The organism is Aeromonas sp. R3-1 (genome assembly GCF_040908345.1).
Taxonomy (GTDB): Bacteria; Pseudomonadota; Gammaproteobacteria; order Enterobacterales; family Aeromonadaceae; genus Aeromonas; species Aeromonas veronii.
On sequence record NZ_JBFODN010000109.1, the window covers coordinates 1 to 16,545 of the forward strand.

The 16,545-nt window shown below is 58.8% G+C and carries 17 protein-coding genes; 11 read left to right on the top strand and 6 right to left on the bottom strand.

Going from position 1 to position 16,545, the window contains the following annotated elements; all coding sequences use genetic code 11:
- Positions 1 to 72 precede the first annotated feature (72 nt).
- Positions 73 to 978: a TIGR01777 family oxidoreductase gene (locus AB5Y85_RS06870; RefSeq protein WP_257687050.1), complete on the bottom strand. Its 906-nt coding sequence runs from the start codon at positions 976 to 978 to the stop codon at positions 73 to 75.
- Between the two features lie 252 nt (positions 979 to 1,230).
- Here AB5Y85_RS06870 and AB5Y85_RS06875 point away from each other — a divergent pair, with 252 nt between their 5' ends.
- Complete coding sequence (locus AB5Y85_RS06875) at positions 1,231 to 2,760, top strand: EAL domain-containing protein (RefSeq protein ID WP_240533715.1); 1,530 nt, start codon at positions 1,231 to 1,233, stop codon at positions 2,758 to 2,760.
- Positions 2,761 to 2,833: 73 nt separating this feature from the next.
- Here the strand turns inward: AB5Y85_RS06875 and AB5Y85_RS06880 are convergent, their stop codons facing one another.
- A complete protein-coding gene (locus tag AB5Y85_RS06880; protein ID WP_257687049.1) occupies positions 2,834 to 4,015 on the bottom strand; it encodes a PLP-dependent aminotransferase family protein in 1,182 nt (393 codons plus the stop codon).
- Positions 4,016 to 4,363: 348 nt separating this feature from the next.
- On the opposite strand from AB5Y85_RS06880, the gene trmB reads away from it, so the two are divergent.
- From trmB to AB5Y85_RS06910, 6 genes are all read left to right on the top strand, one after another.
- Positions 4,364 to 5,077, top strand: coding sequence for a tRNA (guanosine(46)-N7)-methyltransferase TrmB (gene trmB / locus AB5Y85_RS06885; RefSeq protein WP_005335228.1), 714 nt, complete (start codon positions 4,364 to 4,366; stop codon positions 5,075 to 5,077).
- Positions 5,078 to 5,125: 48 nt separating this feature from the next.
- Positions 5,126 to 5,458, top strand: a complete 333-nt coding sequence (locus AB5Y85_RS06890; protein ID WP_005348158.1) for a YggL family protein — start codon at positions 5,126 to 5,128, stop codon at positions 5,456 to 5,458.
- 122 nt (positions 5,459 to 5,580) lie between these two features.
- On the top strand, positions 5,581 to 6,501 hold the full coding sequence (glsB, locus tag AB5Y85_RS06895) for a glutaminase B (protein WP_005348151.1): 921 nt from the start codon (positions 5,581 to 5,583) through the stop codon (positions 6,499 to 6,501).
- Between the two features lie 29 nt (positions 6,502 to 6,530).
- Positions 6,531 to 7,826 carry a sulfurtransferase gene (locus tag AB5Y85_RS06900; protein WP_179902387.1) on the top strand — a complete coding sequence of 432 codons (1,296 nt, stop codon included), beginning with the start codon at positions 6,531 to 6,533 and terminating at the stop codon, positions 7,824 to 7,826.
- A gap of 203 nt (positions 7,827 to 8,029) precedes the next feature.
- Positions 8,030 to 8,239, top strand: a complete 210-nt coding sequence (locus tag AB5Y85_RS06905) for a YgdI/YgdR family lipoprotein (RefSeq protein ID WP_005335219.1) — start codon at positions 8,030 to 8,032, stop codon at positions 8,237 to 8,239.
- Positions 8,240 to 8,406: 167 nt separating this feature from the next.
- Entirely contained in the window at positions 8,407 to 8,823 is a 417-nt protein-coding gene (locus AB5Y85_RS06910; protein ID WP_257687048.1) for a DUF2541 family protein, read from the top strand.
- A gap of 83 nt (positions 8,824 to 8,906) precedes the next feature.
- On the opposite strand, the gene mog is transcribed toward AB5Y85_RS06910, so the two are convergent.
- Positions 8,907 to 9,437, bottom strand: a complete 531-nt coding sequence (mog, locus tag AB5Y85_RS06915) for a molybdopterin adenylyltransferase (RefSeq protein WP_005348144.1) — start codon at positions 9,435 to 9,437, stop codon at positions 8,907 to 8,909.
- A gap of 393 nt (positions 9,438 to 9,830) precedes the next feature.
- On the opposite strand from mog, the gene AB5Y85_RS06920 reads away from it, so the two are divergent.
- The 4 genes from AB5Y85_RS06920 to folA all read left to right on the top strand — a co-directional run bounded on the left by AB5Y85_RS06920 (position 9,831) and on the right by folA (position 12,173).
- Positions 9,831 to 10,166: a DUF3135 domain-containing protein gene (locus AB5Y85_RS06920; RefSeq protein WP_179902385.1), complete on the top strand. Its 336-nt coding sequence runs from the start codon at positions 9,831 to 9,833 to the stop codon at positions 10,164 to 10,166.
- Between the two features lie 235 nt (positions 10,167 to 10,401).
- On the top strand, positions 10,402 to 11,199 hold the full coding sequence (locus AB5Y85_RS06925; protein WP_005348133.1) for a threonine/serine exporter family protein: 798 nt from the start codon (positions 10,402 to 10,404) through the stop codon (positions 11,197 to 11,199).
- Entirely contained in the window at positions 11,196 to 11,663 is a 468-nt protein-coding gene (locus AB5Y85_RS06930; RefSeq protein WP_257687047.1) for a threonine/serine exporter family protein, read from the top strand. The genes AB5Y85_RS06925 and AB5Y85_RS06930 overlap by 4 nt, the downstream gene beginning before the upstream one ends.
- Positions 11,664 to 11,681: 18 nt before the next feature.
- Entirely contained in the window at positions 11,682 to 12,173 is a 492-nt protein-coding gene (gene folA, locus AB5Y85_RS06935) for a type 3 dihydrofolate reductase (protein WP_069526448.1), read from the top strand.
- Positions 12,174 to 12,251: 78 nt separating this feature from the next.
- Here folA and AB5Y85_RS06940 read toward each other — a convergent pair whose 3' ends face one another.
- Genes AB5Y85_RS06940 through AB5Y85_RS06950 form a run of 3 tightly spaced genes read right to left on the bottom strand, consistent with a single transcriptional unit; the run spans position 12,252 to position 16,535 of the window.
- Positions 12,252 to 13,034 (bottom strand): phosphoadenylyl-sulfate reductase, encoded by a 783-nt coding sequence (locus tag AB5Y85_RS06940; RefSeq protein ID WP_047438077.1) that lies wholly within the window; start codon positions 13,032 to 13,034, stop codon positions 12,252 to 12,254.
- Entirely contained in the window at positions 13,024 to 14,748 is a 1,725-nt protein-coding gene (cysI, locus tag AB5Y85_RS06945; protein ID WP_257687046.1) for an assimilatory sulfite reductase (NADPH) hemoprotein subunit, read from the bottom strand. The genes AB5Y85_RS06940 and cysI overlap by 11 nt, the downstream gene beginning before the upstream one ends.
- On the bottom strand, positions 14,748 to 16,535 hold the full coding sequence (locus tag AB5Y85_RS06950; RefSeq protein WP_257687057.1) for an assimilatory sulfite reductase (NADPH) flavoprotein subunit: 1,788 nt from the start codon (positions 16,533 to 16,535) through the stop codon (positions 14,748 to 14,750). Before AB5Y85_RS06950 ends, cysI begins: the two co-directional genes overlap by 1 nt.
- Between the last annotated feature and the right edge of the window lie 10 nt (positions 16,536 to 16,545).

Genomic DNA, 16,545 nt, shown 5'->3' on the forward strand with positions numbered 1-16,545 from the left:
AGCTGCCCGGCCATTGGCCGGGCAGCTTGTTATGTGAGGTGCTGATGAGCGGACGCAGCGAGCGGGTGTGAGTTAGCGGGGCTCGCGCAGCAGATTGGCGAGGGCGCTCGGCAGCTCGGGATAGCTGAAGTGAAAACCGGCCTGTTGCAGCCGTGCTGGTATCACCTTTTGTCCGGTCAGCAGCAGATCTGCCGCCTCCCCCATCACCAGTTGCAACAGCGGCGCCGGCACGAAGAAGAGGTGCGGACGGTGCAGCGTGGTGGCAAGGGTCTGGCTGAACTCCCGGTTGCTGACCGGATGAGGGGCAGTGCCGTTGAAGATGCCGCTGCACTCTTCGTGATCCAGCAAGAACAGCATGGCGCGCACCAGGTCCTGCACATGGATCCAGCTCATCATCTGGCTGCCCGATCCCATGGGGCCGCCGAGTCCGAGTCGGTAAGGGGGGAGCATTTTGGGCAGGGCGCCGCCATCCATGCCAAGCACCAGCCCGATCCGCACGATACAGACCCGGGTTTGGCGGCTCTGGGCCTCCTGCGCCAAGGTTTCCCACTGCTGGCAGAGCTGGTGGGTAAACTCGTCGTTGGGAGAGCGGCACTGCTCATCGAGGGTTTCGGTGCCCTGTCTGCCATACCAGCCGATGGCGGAGGCGTTGATCAGCACCTTGGGCGGCGTGCTGGATAGCTTGATGAGATCTACCAGTTGCTCGGTCAGTAGCCAGCGGCTATCGCAGAGCAGCTGTTTGCGCGACTCGCTCCAGCGTCCGGCGGCAATGGGTTCACCGGCCAGATTGAGCACCGCGTCCACGTCATTGAGGTCATCGAGCCGGTCGAGGTTATCCAATACCTTGATATCGTGACCCAGCAGGGAGTAAGCGCGGCTCCCCTGCCTGCTCAATACCACGACCTCGTGATTGACCTTGAGATGGGCAACCAGCTTGCGGCCGATAAAGCCGGTTCCTCCGGTAATAAGAATCTTCATCGCTGCACGCTCCTGCTGCCGTTTGCTCTACTCTAATGGCGTCGTCCTCCTGCAACAAGTGAGACGTGCTTCGGGAGTTATCTGTTTGACGTTTGTTAACTCTATCCTCTTCTTACGACATATTGTTGAACAATAGTTTGAATTGATTGATTTTTGTTGGGTGGACATTTGTTGATCAATCGCTATTATGGCGACCCTTTTCGCCTGTCCAACGAGGCTGTCACCCATTATCCGAGCATCAAAGAGGCCGCCATGCCATTTCGTCGTTTGAAACTTCGCCAGCTTTACTCGAGGCTTCTGCTGGCGCTGCTGATGGGGGGCGGGATCCTGCTGCTGGGGGTTATTGCAGTTATCTGGCAGACCGTGACGGAGATAGAGCGTGATGCCGATTCACGGTTGCAGCATGCCCGTGTGATGTTTGATCGCACCATCGGCCATGCCCGGCAAGCGGCCATCAATGTGGAGGGGATGCTTGGTCACCCCTGTAAGGAGGCGGCACAACTGCTACGCGAGCAGGTGGCTACGATCCCCGATGTGCGGTCCGCCAATCTGGCTGTCGGCAGTCGTATCTACTGCTCCTCACTCTATGGCGACTACGATGGCCCTTTCAATCCAGACAACTTCGTGGCTGGCTGGTTGCAACTGCTGCCTGGTAATGAGGTCACACCGGATCGCCCCTTGATTGTGCTGCGTCAAGCAACGGACAAGGGGAGTGTGCTGATCGGTGTAGATGGCTACTACCTGCGCAATACTCTGGAGATCTCCAGCAAGAACTCCCCGATAGCCCTGGTAGTGGGGCAGAGGGCGCTGTTTGGTTCAGGTCAGGTAGATACGGCGCCCTCTCCAGCAAAAGAGGGGTATATGGTGCTATCTTCAGCCGATTTCCCCTATCAGGTCGTCACCTGGGTGACGGTGCATGACTACTTGAGCCATGCATGGCGCCACTCCAGAGAGACCTTGTTCCTCTTTCCGTTGCTGGCGCTGCTGATTGGATTCGGCACCTTCAGGCTGGTGGGGCGTAGCAGCTCGCCAGCGGAGGAGCTCAAGCGGGCGTTGATCGAGGAGGAGTTTATCCCCTATCTGCAGCCGGTGGTCTCCGGTGAGGATGAGCAGTGGCGTGGCTGTGAGGTGCTGATGCGCTGGCAGCATCCCAAGCAGGGGATGATCTCGCCGGATCGCTTTATTCCGCTGGCGGAAGATAGCGGGTTGATCGTGCCCATGACCAGCCTGTTGATGGCGCAGGTGCGCGACCACTTCTCCCCTTATGCCCGCAAGCTGCCGGCCAAGTTCCATTTTTGCTTCAATATCAGCGCCAAACACTTTCAGGATCTCGACCTGTTGGCTGACTGCAAGGCGTTTCTCGACGCGTTTAAGGACAATCCCGTTGATTTGGGGCTGGAGCTGACCGAGCGTGAACTGCTGGTAGCTGATGAGACAACCGCCCGGATGTTTGCCGAATTGCGCAAACTGGGCGTGTTGATCTCTATCGATGATTTTGGCACCGGTCACTCCAGTCTCACCTATCTGCAACAGTTTCAGGTCGATGCAATCAAGATTGACCGGAGCTTTGTGGAGATGATCGGCACGGATGCACTCTCCAGCCATATCGTTGAAAACGTGATTGATCTGGCGAAGCGACTTGAATTGATCCTGATCGCGGAGGGGGTCGAGAAGCAGTCGCAGGCGGACTACCTGCGGGCGCGCCACGTTGACTATCTGCAAGGGTATCGTTATAGCCGCCCCATCCCGATGAAGCAGTTTTGCAAGACCCTGTTTGGCTGAACGGGTGAATGGGGAGCATGAAAAACCAGCGATCACTCGCTGGTTTATTGTTGGTACGGTTTGGCTTGGGCGATCAGAGCATGCGCTGGAGGGCGCGGGCCAAGCGTTTGACCCCCTCCTCGATGGTCGCTTCATCGACGCAGGAGAAGCTCAGGCGCAGGGTGTTCTTGATCTCGGGGCGCACGTAGAAGGGGGCGCCGGGTACGAAAGCCACCTTCTCCTTGATCGCCTCGTCAAACAGCGCCATGGCACTGATGTGGGCTGGCAGGGTCAGCCAGAGGAACATACCCCCTTCCGGTCGGGTGTAGCTGACGCCGGGCGGGCAGTGACGGGCCAGCGCGGCTTCCATGGCGGCGCGCTGGCGGCCATAGACCTCCTTGATCTTCTCCAGGTGAGCGTCGAGGGAGTTGTCGGTCAGGAAGCGGTGCAGCACCTGCTGGCTGAAGGCGTTGCTGTGCAGATCGGTCGCCTGCTTGGCGATGGTCACCTTCTTGCGCAGCCACTCCGGCATCACCATCCAGCCCAGACGGAAGGCAGGCACCACGGTTTTGGAAAACGAGCCGAGCAGCACGGTATTGTTTGGCGCCAGCTTGGCAATGGGGGGCAGATGCTCGCCCTCGAAGCGCAGCTCGCCGTAGGGGTCATCTTCCACCATCAACAGCTCGTGGCGCACCAGTCGCTCGGCCACTGCCTCGCGGTTGGCACGGCTGTAGGAGACACCGCTCGGGTTCTGGAAGTTGGGCACGCCGTAGAGCAGCTTGGCATTGGATCCGCTTGCCAGCAGCGCATCCAGCGCCGCCAGATCCAGTCCCTCTTCTTCAAGGGTGATCGGCTTGAAGGTGGGCTGGTAGACAGAAAAAGCCTGAATGGCGCCAAGGTAACCCGGCTCTTCGATGATGAGATCCTGACCCTCGTCGATCAGCACCTTGCCCAGCAGATCCAGCGCCTGCTGGGAGCCGCTGGTGATGAGGATATTGTCCGGATTGACCTGCATGCCGTGGCGGGTCAGATAGCGGTCGGCAATATACTGGCGCAGCGGGGCGAAGCCCTCGGTCGCCGCATATTGCAGGGCCGCAGCCCCCTGTTCGCGCAGTACATCCTGACAGGCCTGATCGATCGCTTTGACCGGAAACAGGTGGGGATTGGGCAGGCCACCGGCGAAGGAGATGATCTCCGGATTGGCGGCAACTTTGAGGATTTCACGGATAAAGGAAGGTTCAACCTTCTCGAAGCGCTGGGCAAAAAACGGCTGCATAGACAATTCTCTCGGCATGTGGGCGGTCGCTCCATTCGACCGCCAGGTTATCCGTTTGTATCAGATTTCAGAAATGAGGCAATGATTGTCACAAAAATCGCCAAAAAAGGGCTGGAACGACTCTGCTGCGGATTATATTGGACGGTTAGTCGGTATGGTGATGCCAGTGAGGGTGCAGGGAAGTGGATGGCCGGAATATTTGTTGCGCGAAACACTTGCGCCTTGGGCCTATCTTGGGATAATTCGCTCCCTGTTTTCGCGGGTCGATGAAATGCCGAGCCGCGAGCGGTCCCGCTCGGGATCGGACACAAGATGTATTACCCGGATTGATGAAATAACGAGACCATTATGCCTGTGACCCAAGATGTATTTAACGAAGACGGCAAGTTCATGCGCAAGATCCGCAGCTTTGTCCGTCGCGAAGGCCGCCTGACCAAAGGGCAGGAGAAAGCCCTGGAAGAGCTCTGGCCGGTCATGGGCATCGATTTCGAGCCAAAGCAGCTCGATCTGGTCGCACTGTTTGGCCGTGAAGCACCTGTGGTGCTGGAGATCGGCTTTGGCATGGGCGCCTCTCTGGTGGAGATGGCGAAGAATGCCCCCGAGAAGAACTTCATTGGTATCGAAGTGCACTCCCCGGGCGTGGGTGCCTGTCTGGGTACCGCTCAGGAAGCGGGCGTCACCAATCTGAAGGTGATCTGCCACGATGCGGTCGAGGTGCTGGAGCACATGATCCCGAACGGTTCACTCTCCTGCCTGCAGCTCTTCTTCCCGGATCCCTGGCACAAGAGCCGTCACCACAAGCGCCGCATCGTACAGCCTGCGTTTGCCCAGGATATTCGCCAGAAGCTGGCCATCGGTGGCGTGTTCCACATGGCGACCGACTGGGAAAACTATGCCGAGCACATGCTGGAAGTGATGAGCGCCGCCGAGGGTTACGAGAACACCTCTGCCACCGGCAACTGGGTGCCTCGTCCGGACTGGCGTCCGCTGACCAAATTTGAACAACGTGGCCACCGTCTCGGCCACGGGGTTTGGGATCTGATTTTCAAGCGTGTCAGCTAAGCTGGCACGTCAACACACCTAGCGTATCAACTAACTTGAGGAGCTATCATGGCCAATCGTAGCCGCCGCCTGCGCAAGAAACTGCGCGTCGATGAATTCCAGGAAATGGGTTTCGACATCAGTTTCAACTTCCCGGTCGGCACTGCCGAAGAGACCATCGATGCGGTAGTCGATGCGATGATCGATGAGGTTGTTGAACCCCGTAAACTGGCTTTTGCCGGCTCCGGTCACCTGGCCTGGGAAGGGATGATCTGCACCCAGCAACTGGGCAAGTGTACCGAAGAAGACCGCGCTGCCGTCAAATCCTGGCTGGAAGGCAAGGGGATGGAAGCCGTGGTCGTTACCGAGCTGTTCGACCTCTGGTACGGTGAACCGGCCTGATACAAGGCTGCCGCATCTGGCGCCTTGTTGTGGGTAACTGAAAAATCCCGCCGCTGGCGGGATTTTTGTCAGTGGGGATGGGATTTCCACCGCTGTTTTAGTCATGGAATCGCTTATTGCTTATGGTGTTGTCATCCGAATTACTGGCCAGCATCCTTGAAGAGGTGCGCCCGTTGCTGGGACAAGGCAAGGTGGCCGACTACATTCCGGCACTGGCTCAGGTACCGGCCGATCGGCTGGGTATCGCAGTCTGTACCGTCGAGGGGGAGCTGTTCACCGCCGGTGACGCTTTTGAACCCTTCTCCATCCAGAGTATCTCCAAGGCCCTGAGCCTGACCCTGGCACTCACTCTCTATCAGGAGGAGGAGATCTGGGCCCGGGTTGGCAAGGAGCCCTCCGGCCAGCCCTTCAACTCGCTGGTGCAGCTTGAGTTCGAGCAGGGGATCCCCCGCAACCCCTTTATCAATGCTGGGGCGCTGGTGGTGAGCGATCTGCTGGAGACCCGCCTCACTGCGCCCCGTCAGCGTACCCTAGAGCTGGTGCGCCGCCTTTCCGGCAATCCGGCCATCATGGCGGATCAGGTGGTCGCTCGCTCCGAATATCAGCACTCTGCCCGCAACGCCGCCATCGCCTATCTGATGAAGGCCTACGGCAACTTCGAAAACGAAGTGGACAAGGTGCTGCAAAGCTACTTCAATGCCTGTGCCATTCGCATGAGCTGCGTCGATCTGGCGCGGGCATTCATCTATCTGGCCAACCGTGGTGTGCCACTGGGCGAGAGCGTACCGCTGCTGCCCGCCCGCACCACCAAGCAGGTCAACGCCCTGCTCGCCACCTGCGGTCTCTATGATGAGGCGGGCGATTTTGCCTATCGGGTCGGCATGCCGGGCAAATCGGGTGTCGGCGGCGGTATCATCGCCCTGATCCCGGGCGAGCTCTGCGTCTGTGTCTGGTCGCCCGAGCTCAACAAAGCCGGTAACTCGCTGGCGGGCACGGCGGCGCTGGAGCTGCTGGCCGAGCGGCTGGGTCGCTCCATTTTTTAACCTTGTTCACTATGAATCGAGAAATCACCATGAAACGACATCTTCGCTTCCTGCAGGCCGCGCTGGCGACCTTACTGCTCTGGTGTGCCCTGCCCGCAGTGGCAGGGGAGTTGCCACCGCTCTCGCTGGCCGATGCCAAGGCCAAACAGGCTGTCATCCTGGATACCCGCGCCAGCTACTTCTATCAGGGGTGGCCGATGGAAGGGGAGAAGCAGGGCGGCCATGTGGCGGGCGCCGAAAACCTCTCTGCCGAGTGGAAATACAGCGATGAAGAGTGGCCAAAGGCGCTCGAGATCAAGGGGCTGAAAGCCGATCGTCCGGTTGCCCTCTACGGTGCGTCCCGCGAAGTGGCCGAGGTGGCCCGTCTGCTGCGCAAGCAGGGGATCAAGCAGCTGTTCGAGCTGCAAGGGTGGCAAGCCGCACCGCGCGAGTCGCTGGCACGCTGGCAGCAGCTGGTCTATCCGCGCTGGTTGGCGGATCTGCAAGAGGGCAAGCCGGTTGCGGCGGCGCCCAAGGGAGACTGGAAGCTGTTTGAAGTGGATTGGGGTTCACCCAAGGCCTACCTCATCAGCCACATCCCGGGGGCCGGCTATATCGATACCAACAGCCTCGAAGAGGAGCCGCTGTGGAACAAGGTCTCTGACGAAGCGCTCAAGAAGCTGCTGCTGGATAACGGCATCCGTCACGACACCACCGTTATCCTCTATGGTCGCAACACCATGGCGGCTGCCCGTGCCGCGCACCTGATGATGTATGCGGGGGTGGAAGATGTGCGCCTGCTGGACGGTGGTCTGGATGCCTGGTTTATCCAGCACCTGCGCACCGAAACTGGTCTGCCCAACAAATATGAGCCGGTGAAGGAGTTTGGCGTGGCCATTCCCGCTCACCCCGAGTACTACACCACGCTAAGTCAGGCGAAAGAGCTGCTCAAGCAGCCCGATAGCGCGCTGGTCAGTGTGCGTACCTGGGACGAGTTTGTCGGCAACACCTCAGGTTACAGCTACATCAAGCCGAAGGGCGATATCCCGGGGGCCAAATGGGGTCATGGTGGCGTCGATGCCAACAGCATGAGCGACTTCCACAACCCGGACGGTACCATGAAGCCGGCCCGCGAGATCCTCGCCATGTGGGACCAGTGGAACATCGAGCCAACCCAGCAGGCGGCGTTCTACTGCGGTACCGGCTGGCGCGCCTCCGAGGCCTTCTTCTACGCCTGGCTGATGGACTGGAAACAGATCAGCGTCTACGACGGTGGTTGGTACGAGTGGAGTTCCGATCCCAAGAACCCGATCGTGACCGGTGAGCGTCAGCCTGCCAAGTCATGATTGCGCATTTGCGCTTGAAAGAAGAGGCCGGACAGAGATGTCCGGCCTTTTTCATTGAGCTCGCCACCCGGCCAGATAACTAGGCTAAGTCGCTGATTATTGACGGCGATCCCGCTTTGATCATCCCGCCATCCCGTGCCGTGCGATTGAACTAGGCTTCAAGAAACATCCTCGTGGTGAGGATGATCGCAGAAGAGGCCGCCATGAAAAAATTGATGATGATCCTGGTGTGTGCCCTGGGGCTGGTGGCATGCAGCTCCCAATACATCATGAGCACCAAGGATGGCAAGATGATCACCACAGAGAGCAAACCCAAGCTGGACGAGAGCACCGGCATGTATCGCTATTACGATCATGAAGGGCGCGAGGTGATGATCAAGAAAGATGACGTGACCCAAATCATGGAGCGCTAAGCGCTCTCTTGCCGCAAGGGCCGCTATCTGCGGCTCTTCTCTTTTTGCCGAAAAGTCGCGCTGTTTTCTCTGTCGATCCCCGCACATTCGCAGCAAATTCAGCTGTGATACAGCTTCCGTTATGGTTTAACCCTTATCATCACACTCCATTTTTTATTGGAGGTGTTATGTCCTTGATGTCTATCTGGAATTCCCGTTTTTCTGCACGCAGCTTGCTGGGTGGTGCCTTGCTGGGTGGTGCCTTGCTGGTGGTGGCGTCAGCCAGCCATGCCGGTGACGATCAGTTCACGCTGGGGCGGACTATTTTACTGGGAGCCGGTGATCATGGTGCGACAATTCCTTTGGTGGTTTGCCGTCAGACCAAATATATCAAGGTGAAGGCGGAGCGTGATTTGACCCTGGATCGGGTGGTGGTGACCTATGGTGGTGATCGTACCAAGACCATTCGTTTCGATCGGGAAATGAGCAGTGATAAAGAGACCGAGTGGAAATCACTGGGCTCGCGCCGTTGTGTGAAAAAAATCGAAGTGTACGGTAATTCAGAGCGCAGCAAAGCGGGCGTAAAAGTATTCGGCCGCAAATAATTGATGCGGTTTTTCTGCGCAGACAGATGAGTTAAAAATAATGGCGAGCCAAGGCTCGCCATTATTTTTTATGGTCGGGTTCGCTATTTTTTCGGCCGAAACGGCTTGATGACGGTTTCATCGCACTCAAGATACGGCCCTTCCATCAAATCGATACAGTAGGGGATGGCGGGGAAGACCGCATCCAGGCATTCGCGGATTGATTTGGGCTTGCCCGGCAGATTGACGATCAGGGTATCGTCGCGCAGTCCGGCAGTCTGGCGCGATAGAATGGCAGTCGGCACAAACTTGAGGGATTCGGCCCGCATCAGCTCGCCAAAGCCAGGCATCATGCGATCACATACCGCCTCGGTCGCTTCCGGCGTGACATCCCGCTTGGCCGGACCGGTGCCGCCTGTGGTGACGATGAGACAACACTGCTCCTCATCCGCCAGCCGGATCAGGGTCGCTTCAATCTGCTCCTGCTCATCGGGGATCACCTGATAGACAGGTTCCCACTCCGAGGTCAGATAGGCGTTCAGGGTGTCGATGATGGCCTTGCCGGAGAGGTCTTCATAGATGCCCGCGCTGGCGCGATCGCTGACGGTGACGATACCGATTTTTGCCTTGCTCATGGTCTGCTCTTGAATGTCCGATAAAAGTGGCAATTAAAATAACATAATCAGTGAGATATGTTAAACCGTCAGGAGATGACGCGGGTCGGTGAGGGAAGAATAAAGTGTCGAATGAAGCAAAATAAGGCCACCCGGATTTTTATTTGCAATAAAAAACAGAAAATCACAACCTAAAATGCATAAGTGTTTTATCTCGCCTGAATTAAAAACAATCGCTTGTTTCCAAACACAATTAAAATAGATAGACACCCTCGTAGTGACCATTGTCCGGTTTAGTCGCCAGTGGATGGATTGAACCCTTTTTAGCCGCGTCGTATATACAGATTTATATGGCTGGGACGTGATGGTGTGGTACCGCAGTGTGTTGCCAGCAATAGTCGCCAAGGAGGGCATATGGAGTTGCCTGATTTTGACACCCTGAAGGAGTTGGCTGCGAGTGAGCCCTCCCGGCTGGATGCGATTCTGGAGCAGCAGATCGACCAGTTGATGGCCCGAGCGAGCCCCGATCAGCGGCGACGTCTGCGCGGGTTGCAGTTCAAGATTGATGGTCAGCGCCGTCTGGCGAAAAACAATCTTGATAGCTGTATCCGGATTACCAACATGATGCGGGAATCTTTTTATTTGATGCGCAGCGAAATGAGCCAGTTCAGGGAAGAGGGGGACCCTCCGCCTGAAAGCGATGACAGTGGTAAAATAATCCGTCTGGCGGACTATCGACGTCGCAAATAATCTGCAATAACCCCCTTGAATGATATTTCAGCCAAATCGGTGAGGCCATAATAAAGGGGATTCCCGGCGACCTGATTGTTATGGTTTTTAATGTTAGTCGTAATGTATTTGTGATGTAATTTCTTTTCTCCTTCTTGTAATAACTAATTAGTCAGGTTGTGATAGGGGGGGATGAATAACAGTAAAAGTTAGGCTAATATGGCCGAAATTTTTATTGCTACGACTCGAAGGGATTATGAGAAGTATCACACCAAGACGGGTGTTGTCGCGGGAGCAACAGACAGAGATCACCCGCATTATCGTCAAGGTGGGTCAGATGTTGGCCCAGTTCGGGGCGGAGAGCCGGATCATCGAGCAGACCACGGTGCGGTTGGGGATGGCACTGGGGCTGGAGAGTGTCGAGATGGCCATCTCTTCCAGTGCCATCGTGCTCACCAGTCTCTATCAGGGGGGTTGCGTCACCACTACCCGGCGGGTGCGCGAACATGGCATCAACATGCAGGTGGTGTGCGAGATCCAGCGGATCTGCATCATGGCGGAAAAAGAGCTGATCGGTGCCCGTGAAGTGCGCCAGCGCCTCGAGGCCATCGTCCCCTTTCACTATCACCCCTGGCTGGTGGTCCCCATGGTGGGGCTCTCTTGCGGCGCCTTCAGCCTGCTGTTTGGCGGTGACTGGCCCATCTTCCTGGTGACCTGTTTCTCGTCTGCCGTGGCGATGCGGGTGCGCCAGCTGATGGCCCGCCATCACCATAGCCCGCTCATCAACTTTGCCGCCACCGGCTTTATTGCCACCCTGCTCTCCTCCAGCGCCACCTTCTTCAACTGGGGTGACCAGCCCTATCTCGCCATGGCGGCCAGCGTGCTGCTGCTGGTGCCGGGCTTTCCGCTGATCAATGCGGTCTCAGACATGGTGAAGGGCTACTTCAACATGGGGCTGGCCCGCTGGGGGACCGCGACCCTGCTGACCATCAGCGCCGCCATAGGTATCATTTTGGCCATGTCGGTCACCGGGATCTGGGGGTGGAAAGTATGATGGATTTGTTCTGGCTACTGGCCAAGGATGCCTTCTGGTCCTCCATTCCGGCGGTGGGGTTTGCCATGCTGTTCAACGTGCCGCCACGGATGCTGAAGTATTGCGCCATGGGCGGCGCGCTGGCCCACAGCCTGCGTACCCTGCTGATCCACTATGGTATGCCCATCGAGTGGGCGACGCTGGCTGCGGCGACCACGGTCGGCTTTGTCTGCGTCTACTGGTCGCGCCGTCTGCTGGCGCCGCGTCCGGTGTTCAGCGTTGCTTCCATCATTCCGATGATCCCGGGCAGTTATGCGTTCAAGACCATGATTGCGGTGGTAGAGCTCAACATTAATGGCGTGACCATGGAGTTGATCCAGAGTGCGGTGGAGAACGGCCTCAAGGCGCTCTTTATCGTCGGTGCCCTCAGTTTCGGTTTGGCGATCCCCTCTCTGGTCGTGTACCGTAACCGCCCCATAATCTGACAGACGGTGAGAGGCCCCATGAAGATTTCCATGATTGCCGCCATGGCCCACGACAGGGTGATAGGCAAGGACAACCAGATGCCTTGGCATCTGCCTGCCGATCTGGCTCACTTCAAGCGTGTCACCCTCGGTAAACCGGTATTGATGGGGCGCAAGACCTTCGAATCCATCGGTCGACCGCTGCCCGGACGGCGCAATCTGGTGATCAGCCGCAATCCCGGCTATCAGGCTGAGGGCATTGAGGTGGTGGGCTCCGTCGAGGCGGCGCTGGCGCTGTTGGCAGGCAGCTCGGTGGAGGAGTTGATGGTGATCGGTGGTGGTCATCTCTATGCCGAGATGTTGCCGAGCGCGGATTGTCTCTATCTGACGCAAATCGATCTGGCGGTGGAGGGAGATACCCGTTTCCCTGCTTTTGACGATGGCCAGTGGCAACGCATTGCGTGCGAGAGCCACCCTGCCGATGAGAAGAACCCGCATCCCTATAGCTTCGAGACCTGGCAGCGCCGCTGACGGGCGAATGCTAATGGGCAAATAACAACAAGGGCATCTTCGGATGCCCTTGTTGTTCTGATGGATTTCAAGACTGGATTAGATGCCTGAGCCGTCGTTCTCGCCATTTTCCTCGTGCAAACCGCACTCGCGCTTGAGGCCGAAGAAGCGTGTCTGCTCCTCGCTCATGCCCGGCTCCCACTTGGCGGTGGTGTGGACATCGCCCACCGAGAGATAACCCTGCTCCCACAGCGGGTGGTAGGGGAGGTCGAACTCCTTGAAGTAGTAGAAGACATCCTTGTTGCTCCAGTCGATCACCGGCAGGAACTTGAAGCGGCCGCGCTGGATGCCGAGTACCGGCAGCTTGCCACGGCTGCCGGACTGCTCCCGGCGCAGGCCGGAGAACCAGGTCTGCGCCCCCAGCTCCCGCAGGGCGCGGTCCATCGGCTCCACCTTGTTGAGCTGGTTGTAGCGGGTGATCCCCTCCACCCCCTGCTCCCACAAGAGACCAAATCGAGCCTCCTGCCAGGCAGGGCTGAGCTCGGCCCGGTAGATCTTCAAGTTGAGCGCGAGGCGCTCGGTCAGCTCGTCGATAAAGCGGTAGGTCTCCGGGAACAGATAACCGGTATCGGTCAGCACTACCGGCACGTCGGCCCGCTCGCGGCTTACCAGATGGAGCATCAGCGCCGCCTGAATGCCGAAGCTGGATGAGAGCACATGCTCCCCCGGCAGATTTGCCAGGGCCCAGCGCACCCGCTCGGGGGCACTCATGGTATCCAGCTCCCGGTTGAGGGGGGCCAGAGCCTCGACTTGCTCCTCACGGCCGAGGGCCAGCAGTGCCTGCAGGTCAAGACGGCCATCTTCAGTGACATTAAGCGGCATAGAAGTCCCTCGCAGAATCGATAACGGGGGCAATTACCCCAACCCGGATCACGAAGTCACCGAAGCACTCCGCCGCAGTGCGTTCGGCAGCCCAGCGGCCGATCAGTCGATCCAGCTCGGCCAGGATCTGCGGCTCGGTGATGTTCTCCTGATAGAGGCGCGGAATGCGGGTCCCCTCCAGGTTGCCCCCCAGATGGAGGTTGTAGCGGCCGGGCGCCTTGCCCACCAGACCCACTTCTGCCAGCATGGCGCGGCCGCAGCCGTTGGGGCAACCGGTGACCCGGAAGATGATGGCGTCATCCGCCAGGCCGTGCTTGGCCAGCAGCCCTTCGATGTCGGTGACAAAGGCGGGCAGCATGCGCTCAGCCTCGGCCATCGCCAGCGGGCAGGTGGGCAGGGCTACGCAGGCCATCGACTGCTTGCGTTGCTCGCTGACGCCATCGTCCAGCAGGCCGTATTGGCGCGCCAGCCCTTCGATGCGGGCCTTCTCGCTGGCAGGCACCCCTGCGATGATCAGGTTCTGGTTGGCGGTCAGGCGAAAATCCCCCTGATGCACCTTGGCGATCTCCAGCATGCCGGTTTTGAGCGGCTTGCCCGGGAAGTCCAGCAGGCGGCCATTCTCAATAAACAGGGTGAGGTGGTGCTTGCCGTCGATCCCCTCGACCCAACCGAAGCGATCGCCACGGCTGGTGAACTCATAGGGGCGAACCGGCCCGAACTGGATGCCGGCGCGGTTCTCCACCTCGGCCTTGAAGGCTTCGACGCCGACGCGCTCGAGGGTGTACTTGGTCTTGGCGTTCTTGCGGTTGACCCGGTTGCCCCAGTCGCGCTGGGTGCTGACGACGGCGGCCGCCACCTCCAGCACGTGGGAGAGCGGAATAAAGCCAAAGTCGCTCGCCTTGCGCGGATAGGTGGTGGTGTCGCCGTGGGTCATGGCGAGGCCACCGCCCACCAGCACGTTGAAGCCCACCAGCTTGCCACCTTCGGCAATAGCCACGAAGTTGAGATCGTTGGCGTGGATATCCACGTCGTTGTGGGGCGGGATCACCACAGTGGTCTTGAATTTGCGCGGCAGGTAGTTGGACCCCAATATCGGCTCCTCATCCTGCCCCAGTTTTTCACCGTCCAGCCAGATCTCCACGTAGGCGCGGGTCTTGGGTAGCAGGTGTTCGGATATCTTCTTGGCCCACTCGTAGGCCTCCTGATGCAGTTCGGACTCCACCGGGTTGCTGGTGCAGAGCACGTTGCGGTTCACGTCGCCCGCGGTGGCAATACTGTCGATACCGGTGCTGTTGAGGGTCTGGTGCATCAGCTTGATGTCGCGCTTCAAGACCCCGTGGAACTGGAAGGTCTGACGGGTGGTCAGGCGGATGCTGCCGTAGAGGCTGTGCTCTTCAGCGAACTTGTCGATGATCTGCCACTGGGCCGGGGTGATGATCCCACCCGGCAGGCGGGCACGCAGCATGACGTTGTGCAGCGGCTCCAGCTTCTGGGCGGCGCGCTCCGGGCGGATGTCGCGGTCATCTTGCTGGTACATGCCGTGAAAGCGGATCAGCTGGAAGTTGTCGCCGTTAAAGCCGCCGGTGAGCGGGTCCTGCAGATCTTGCTCTATGGTGCCGCGCAGGAAGTTGCTCTCGCGCTTGAGGCGCTCGTTGTCGGCCAGCGGCCCTTCGACCGGTCCCGCTTTTGGGTGAGAAAGAGGTTGTTTGCTCATCAATAGACATCCCTTTGATAACGTTTGGCACGACGCAATTCGCTCAAATACTCTTCTGCTTCCTCACGGCTCTTGTGACCGTGTTCGGCAATTACATCCAGCAGGGCCTCCTGTACATCCTTGGCCATCTTGTTGGCGTCGCCACACACATAGAAGTGAGCGCCAGCTTCCAGCCACTGGTAGAGTTCAAGCCCTGCCTCACGCAAGCGGTCCTGCACATAGATCTTGTTGGCCTGCTCCCGGCTGAAGGCCAGGGAGATCTTCGACAGCAGCCCCGATTTCACATAACGCTGCCACTCCACCTGATAGAGGAAATCCTGGGTGAAGTGGGGGTTGCCGAAGAAGAGCCAGTTCTTGCCCTCGGCCCCTTGAGCTTCCCGCTCCTGCATAAAGGCGCGGAAGGGGGCGATACCGGTGCCCGGACCCACCATGATGACGGGGGTGTTGGGGTTTTGCGGCAGGCGGAAGTTGTCGTTGTGCTCGACAAACACCCGCACCTCGCCATCCTCAATCAGCCGATCCGCCAGATAGGAGGAGGCGGCGCCGCTGCGCACTGTGCCATCTTCCTGTGGGTAGCGCACCACGCCGACGGTCAGGTGTACCTCCTCTTCCACCTCGCTCTGGGCGGAGGCGATGGAATAGAGGCGCGGGGTGAGGGGTCGCAGCAGGCCAACCAGCTGCTCGGCCGTTAGCGCGGTCGGGAACCGTTTCAGTACATCCACCACTTGGGCAGAGGCGACCAGTGCATTGACCTGGGCCTTGTCGCCAGCCAGATCTTTGAGCGCTGCGTTCTCCGATATATCAGCGAGTCCTGTGATAAAGCCGCCGTGCAGCCGGGTCAGTTCGAAGTGACCGGTCAGTGCGGCGCGCAAGGTGCCGTGGGCTGTGGCTTCATCGCCGGATAGGCTGGTCAGGGCCAGCACTTCGCCCACCAGTTCGGCGTCATTATCGAACCAGACACCGAGGGCATCCCCCGGCTGATAGGTGAGGCCTGAGTCGGCCAGATTGATCTCGATATGGCGGATATCCTTGGTGGAATCTCGGCCGGTGATCTTCTGATTGACCGACAGGCGGGCAGGGAAGGGGTTCTCCTTGCTGTATTGGCTGTGGCCAACCGCCTGCTGCACCGCGCTGGCTACGCTGCTGGCAGCACCGATAGAGAGCGTCGCTGCAATGGCATTGAGCGCCTGTTCGCTCCAGCTCTTGGCTGCATCCTGATAATCCACATCGAGGCTGGCGAGCTCATAAATGCGCTCGGCTCCTGCTTTGGCGAGGAAGTCGTCAAAATCTTTGCCGGTCTGGCAGAAAAATTCGTAGGAGCTGTCACCCAGCCCCAGTACCGCGAACTTGAGCCCGTCCAGCTTGCCAAGCTTGCCTTTTTTAAGCTGCTCGAACAGATCGACGGCGCTCTCCGGTGGTTCACCCTCCCCGTAAGTGCTCACTACCACCAGCAGATGGCTCTCTTTCTTGAGCTGCTTGGGTTTGTAGTCGGCCATCGACGCAAGGGTGACGGGGAGGCCGCGGGCCTCTGCCTGCGCCTTGATGGCAGTGGCGACACCTTTGGCGTTGCCGGTCTGGGAGCCGTAGAGAATGGTCAGGCTGCCGCTGGGCGCAGCCACGGCGGCGCTGGTTGCAACGCCTTGGTGACCGCTCTGGGAGAGGCCGTAGAGATATCCGCTCACCCAAGCCAGTTGCTGGGTATTGAGGGTCGAGAGTACCTGACCCAGCTGACGTTGTTGCTCGTCAGAGAGGGGGGAGAGGTTGAATGGGGAATCCTTCAATTGCATCACACGCGTC

What these genes read in the sequence shown, in the direction of transcription:
- glsB (WP_005348151.1), top strand. Translation starts at nt 5,581, where the DNA reads ATGGTGTTGTCATCCGAATTACTGGCCAGCATCCTTGAAGAGGTGCGC.
- AB5Y85_RS06930 (WP_257687047.1), top strand. Translation starts at nt 11,196, where the DNA reads ATGATGGATTTGTTCTGGCTACTGGCCAAGGATGCCTTCTGGTCCTCC.
- cysI (WP_257687046.1), bottom strand. Translation starts at nt 14,748, where the DNA reads ATGAGCAAACAACCTCTTTCTCACCCAAAAGCGGGACCGGTCGAAGGG.
- AB5Y85_RS06920 (WP_179902385.1), top strand. Translation starts at nt 9,831, where the DNA reads ATGGAGTTGCCTGATTTTGACACCCTGAAGGAGTTGGCTGCGAGTGAG.
- mog (WP_005348144.1), bottom strand. Translation starts at nt 9,437, where the DNA reads ATGAGCAAGGCAAAAATCGGTATCGTCACCGTCAGCGATCGCGCCAGC.
- AB5Y85_RS06950 (WP_257687057.1), bottom strand. Translation starts at nt 16,535, where the DNA reads ATGCAATTGAAGGATTCCCCATTCAACCTCTCCCCCCTCTCTGACGAG.
- AB5Y85_RS06925 (WP_005348133.1), top strand. Translation starts at nt 10,402, where the DNA reads ATGAGAAGTATCACACCAAGACGGGTGTTGTCGCGGGAGCAACAGACA.
- AB5Y85_RS06900 (WP_179902387.1), top strand. Translation starts at nt 6,531, where the DNA reads ATGAAACGACATCTTCGCTTCCTGCAGGCCGCGCTGGCGACCTTACTG.
- AB5Y85_RS06875 (WP_240533715.1), top strand. Translation starts at nt 1,231, where the DNA reads ATGCCATTTCGTCGTTTGAAACTTCGCCAGCTTTACTCGAGGCTTCTG.
- AB5Y85_RS06880 (WP_257687049.1), bottom strand. Translation starts at nt 4,015, where the DNA reads ATGCAGCCGTTTTTTGCCCAGCGCTTCGAGAAGGTTGAACCTTCCTTT.
- AB5Y85_RS06890 (WP_005348158.1), top strand. Translation starts at nt 5,126, where the DNA reads ATGGCCAATCGTAGCCGCCGCCTGCGCAAGAAACTGCGCGTCGATGAA.
- AB5Y85_RS06940 (WP_047438077.1), bottom strand. Translation starts at nt 13,034, where the DNA reads ATGCCGCTTAATGTCACTGAAGATGGCCGTCTTGACCTGCAGGCACTG.
- AB5Y85_RS06910 (WP_257687048.1), top strand. Translation starts at nt 8,407, where the DNA reads ATGTCCTTGATGTCTATCTGGAATTCCCGTTTTTCTGCACGCAGCTTG.
- AB5Y85_RS06905 (WP_005335219.1), top strand. Translation starts at nt 8,030, where the DNA reads ATGAAAAAATTGATGATGATCCTGGTGTGTGCCCTGGGGCTGGTGGCA.
- AB5Y85_RS06870 (WP_257687050.1), bottom strand. Translation starts at nt 978, where the DNA reads ATGAAGATTCTTATTACCGGAGGAACCGGCTTTATCGGCCGCAAGCTG.
- trmB (WP_005335228.1), top strand. Translation starts at nt 4,364, where the DNA reads ATGCCTGTGACCCAAGATGTATTTAACGAAGACGGCAAGTTCATGCGC.
- folA (WP_069526448.1), top strand. Translation starts at nt 11,682, where the DNA reads ATGAAGATTTCCATGATTGCCGCCATGGCCCACGACAGGGTGATAGGC.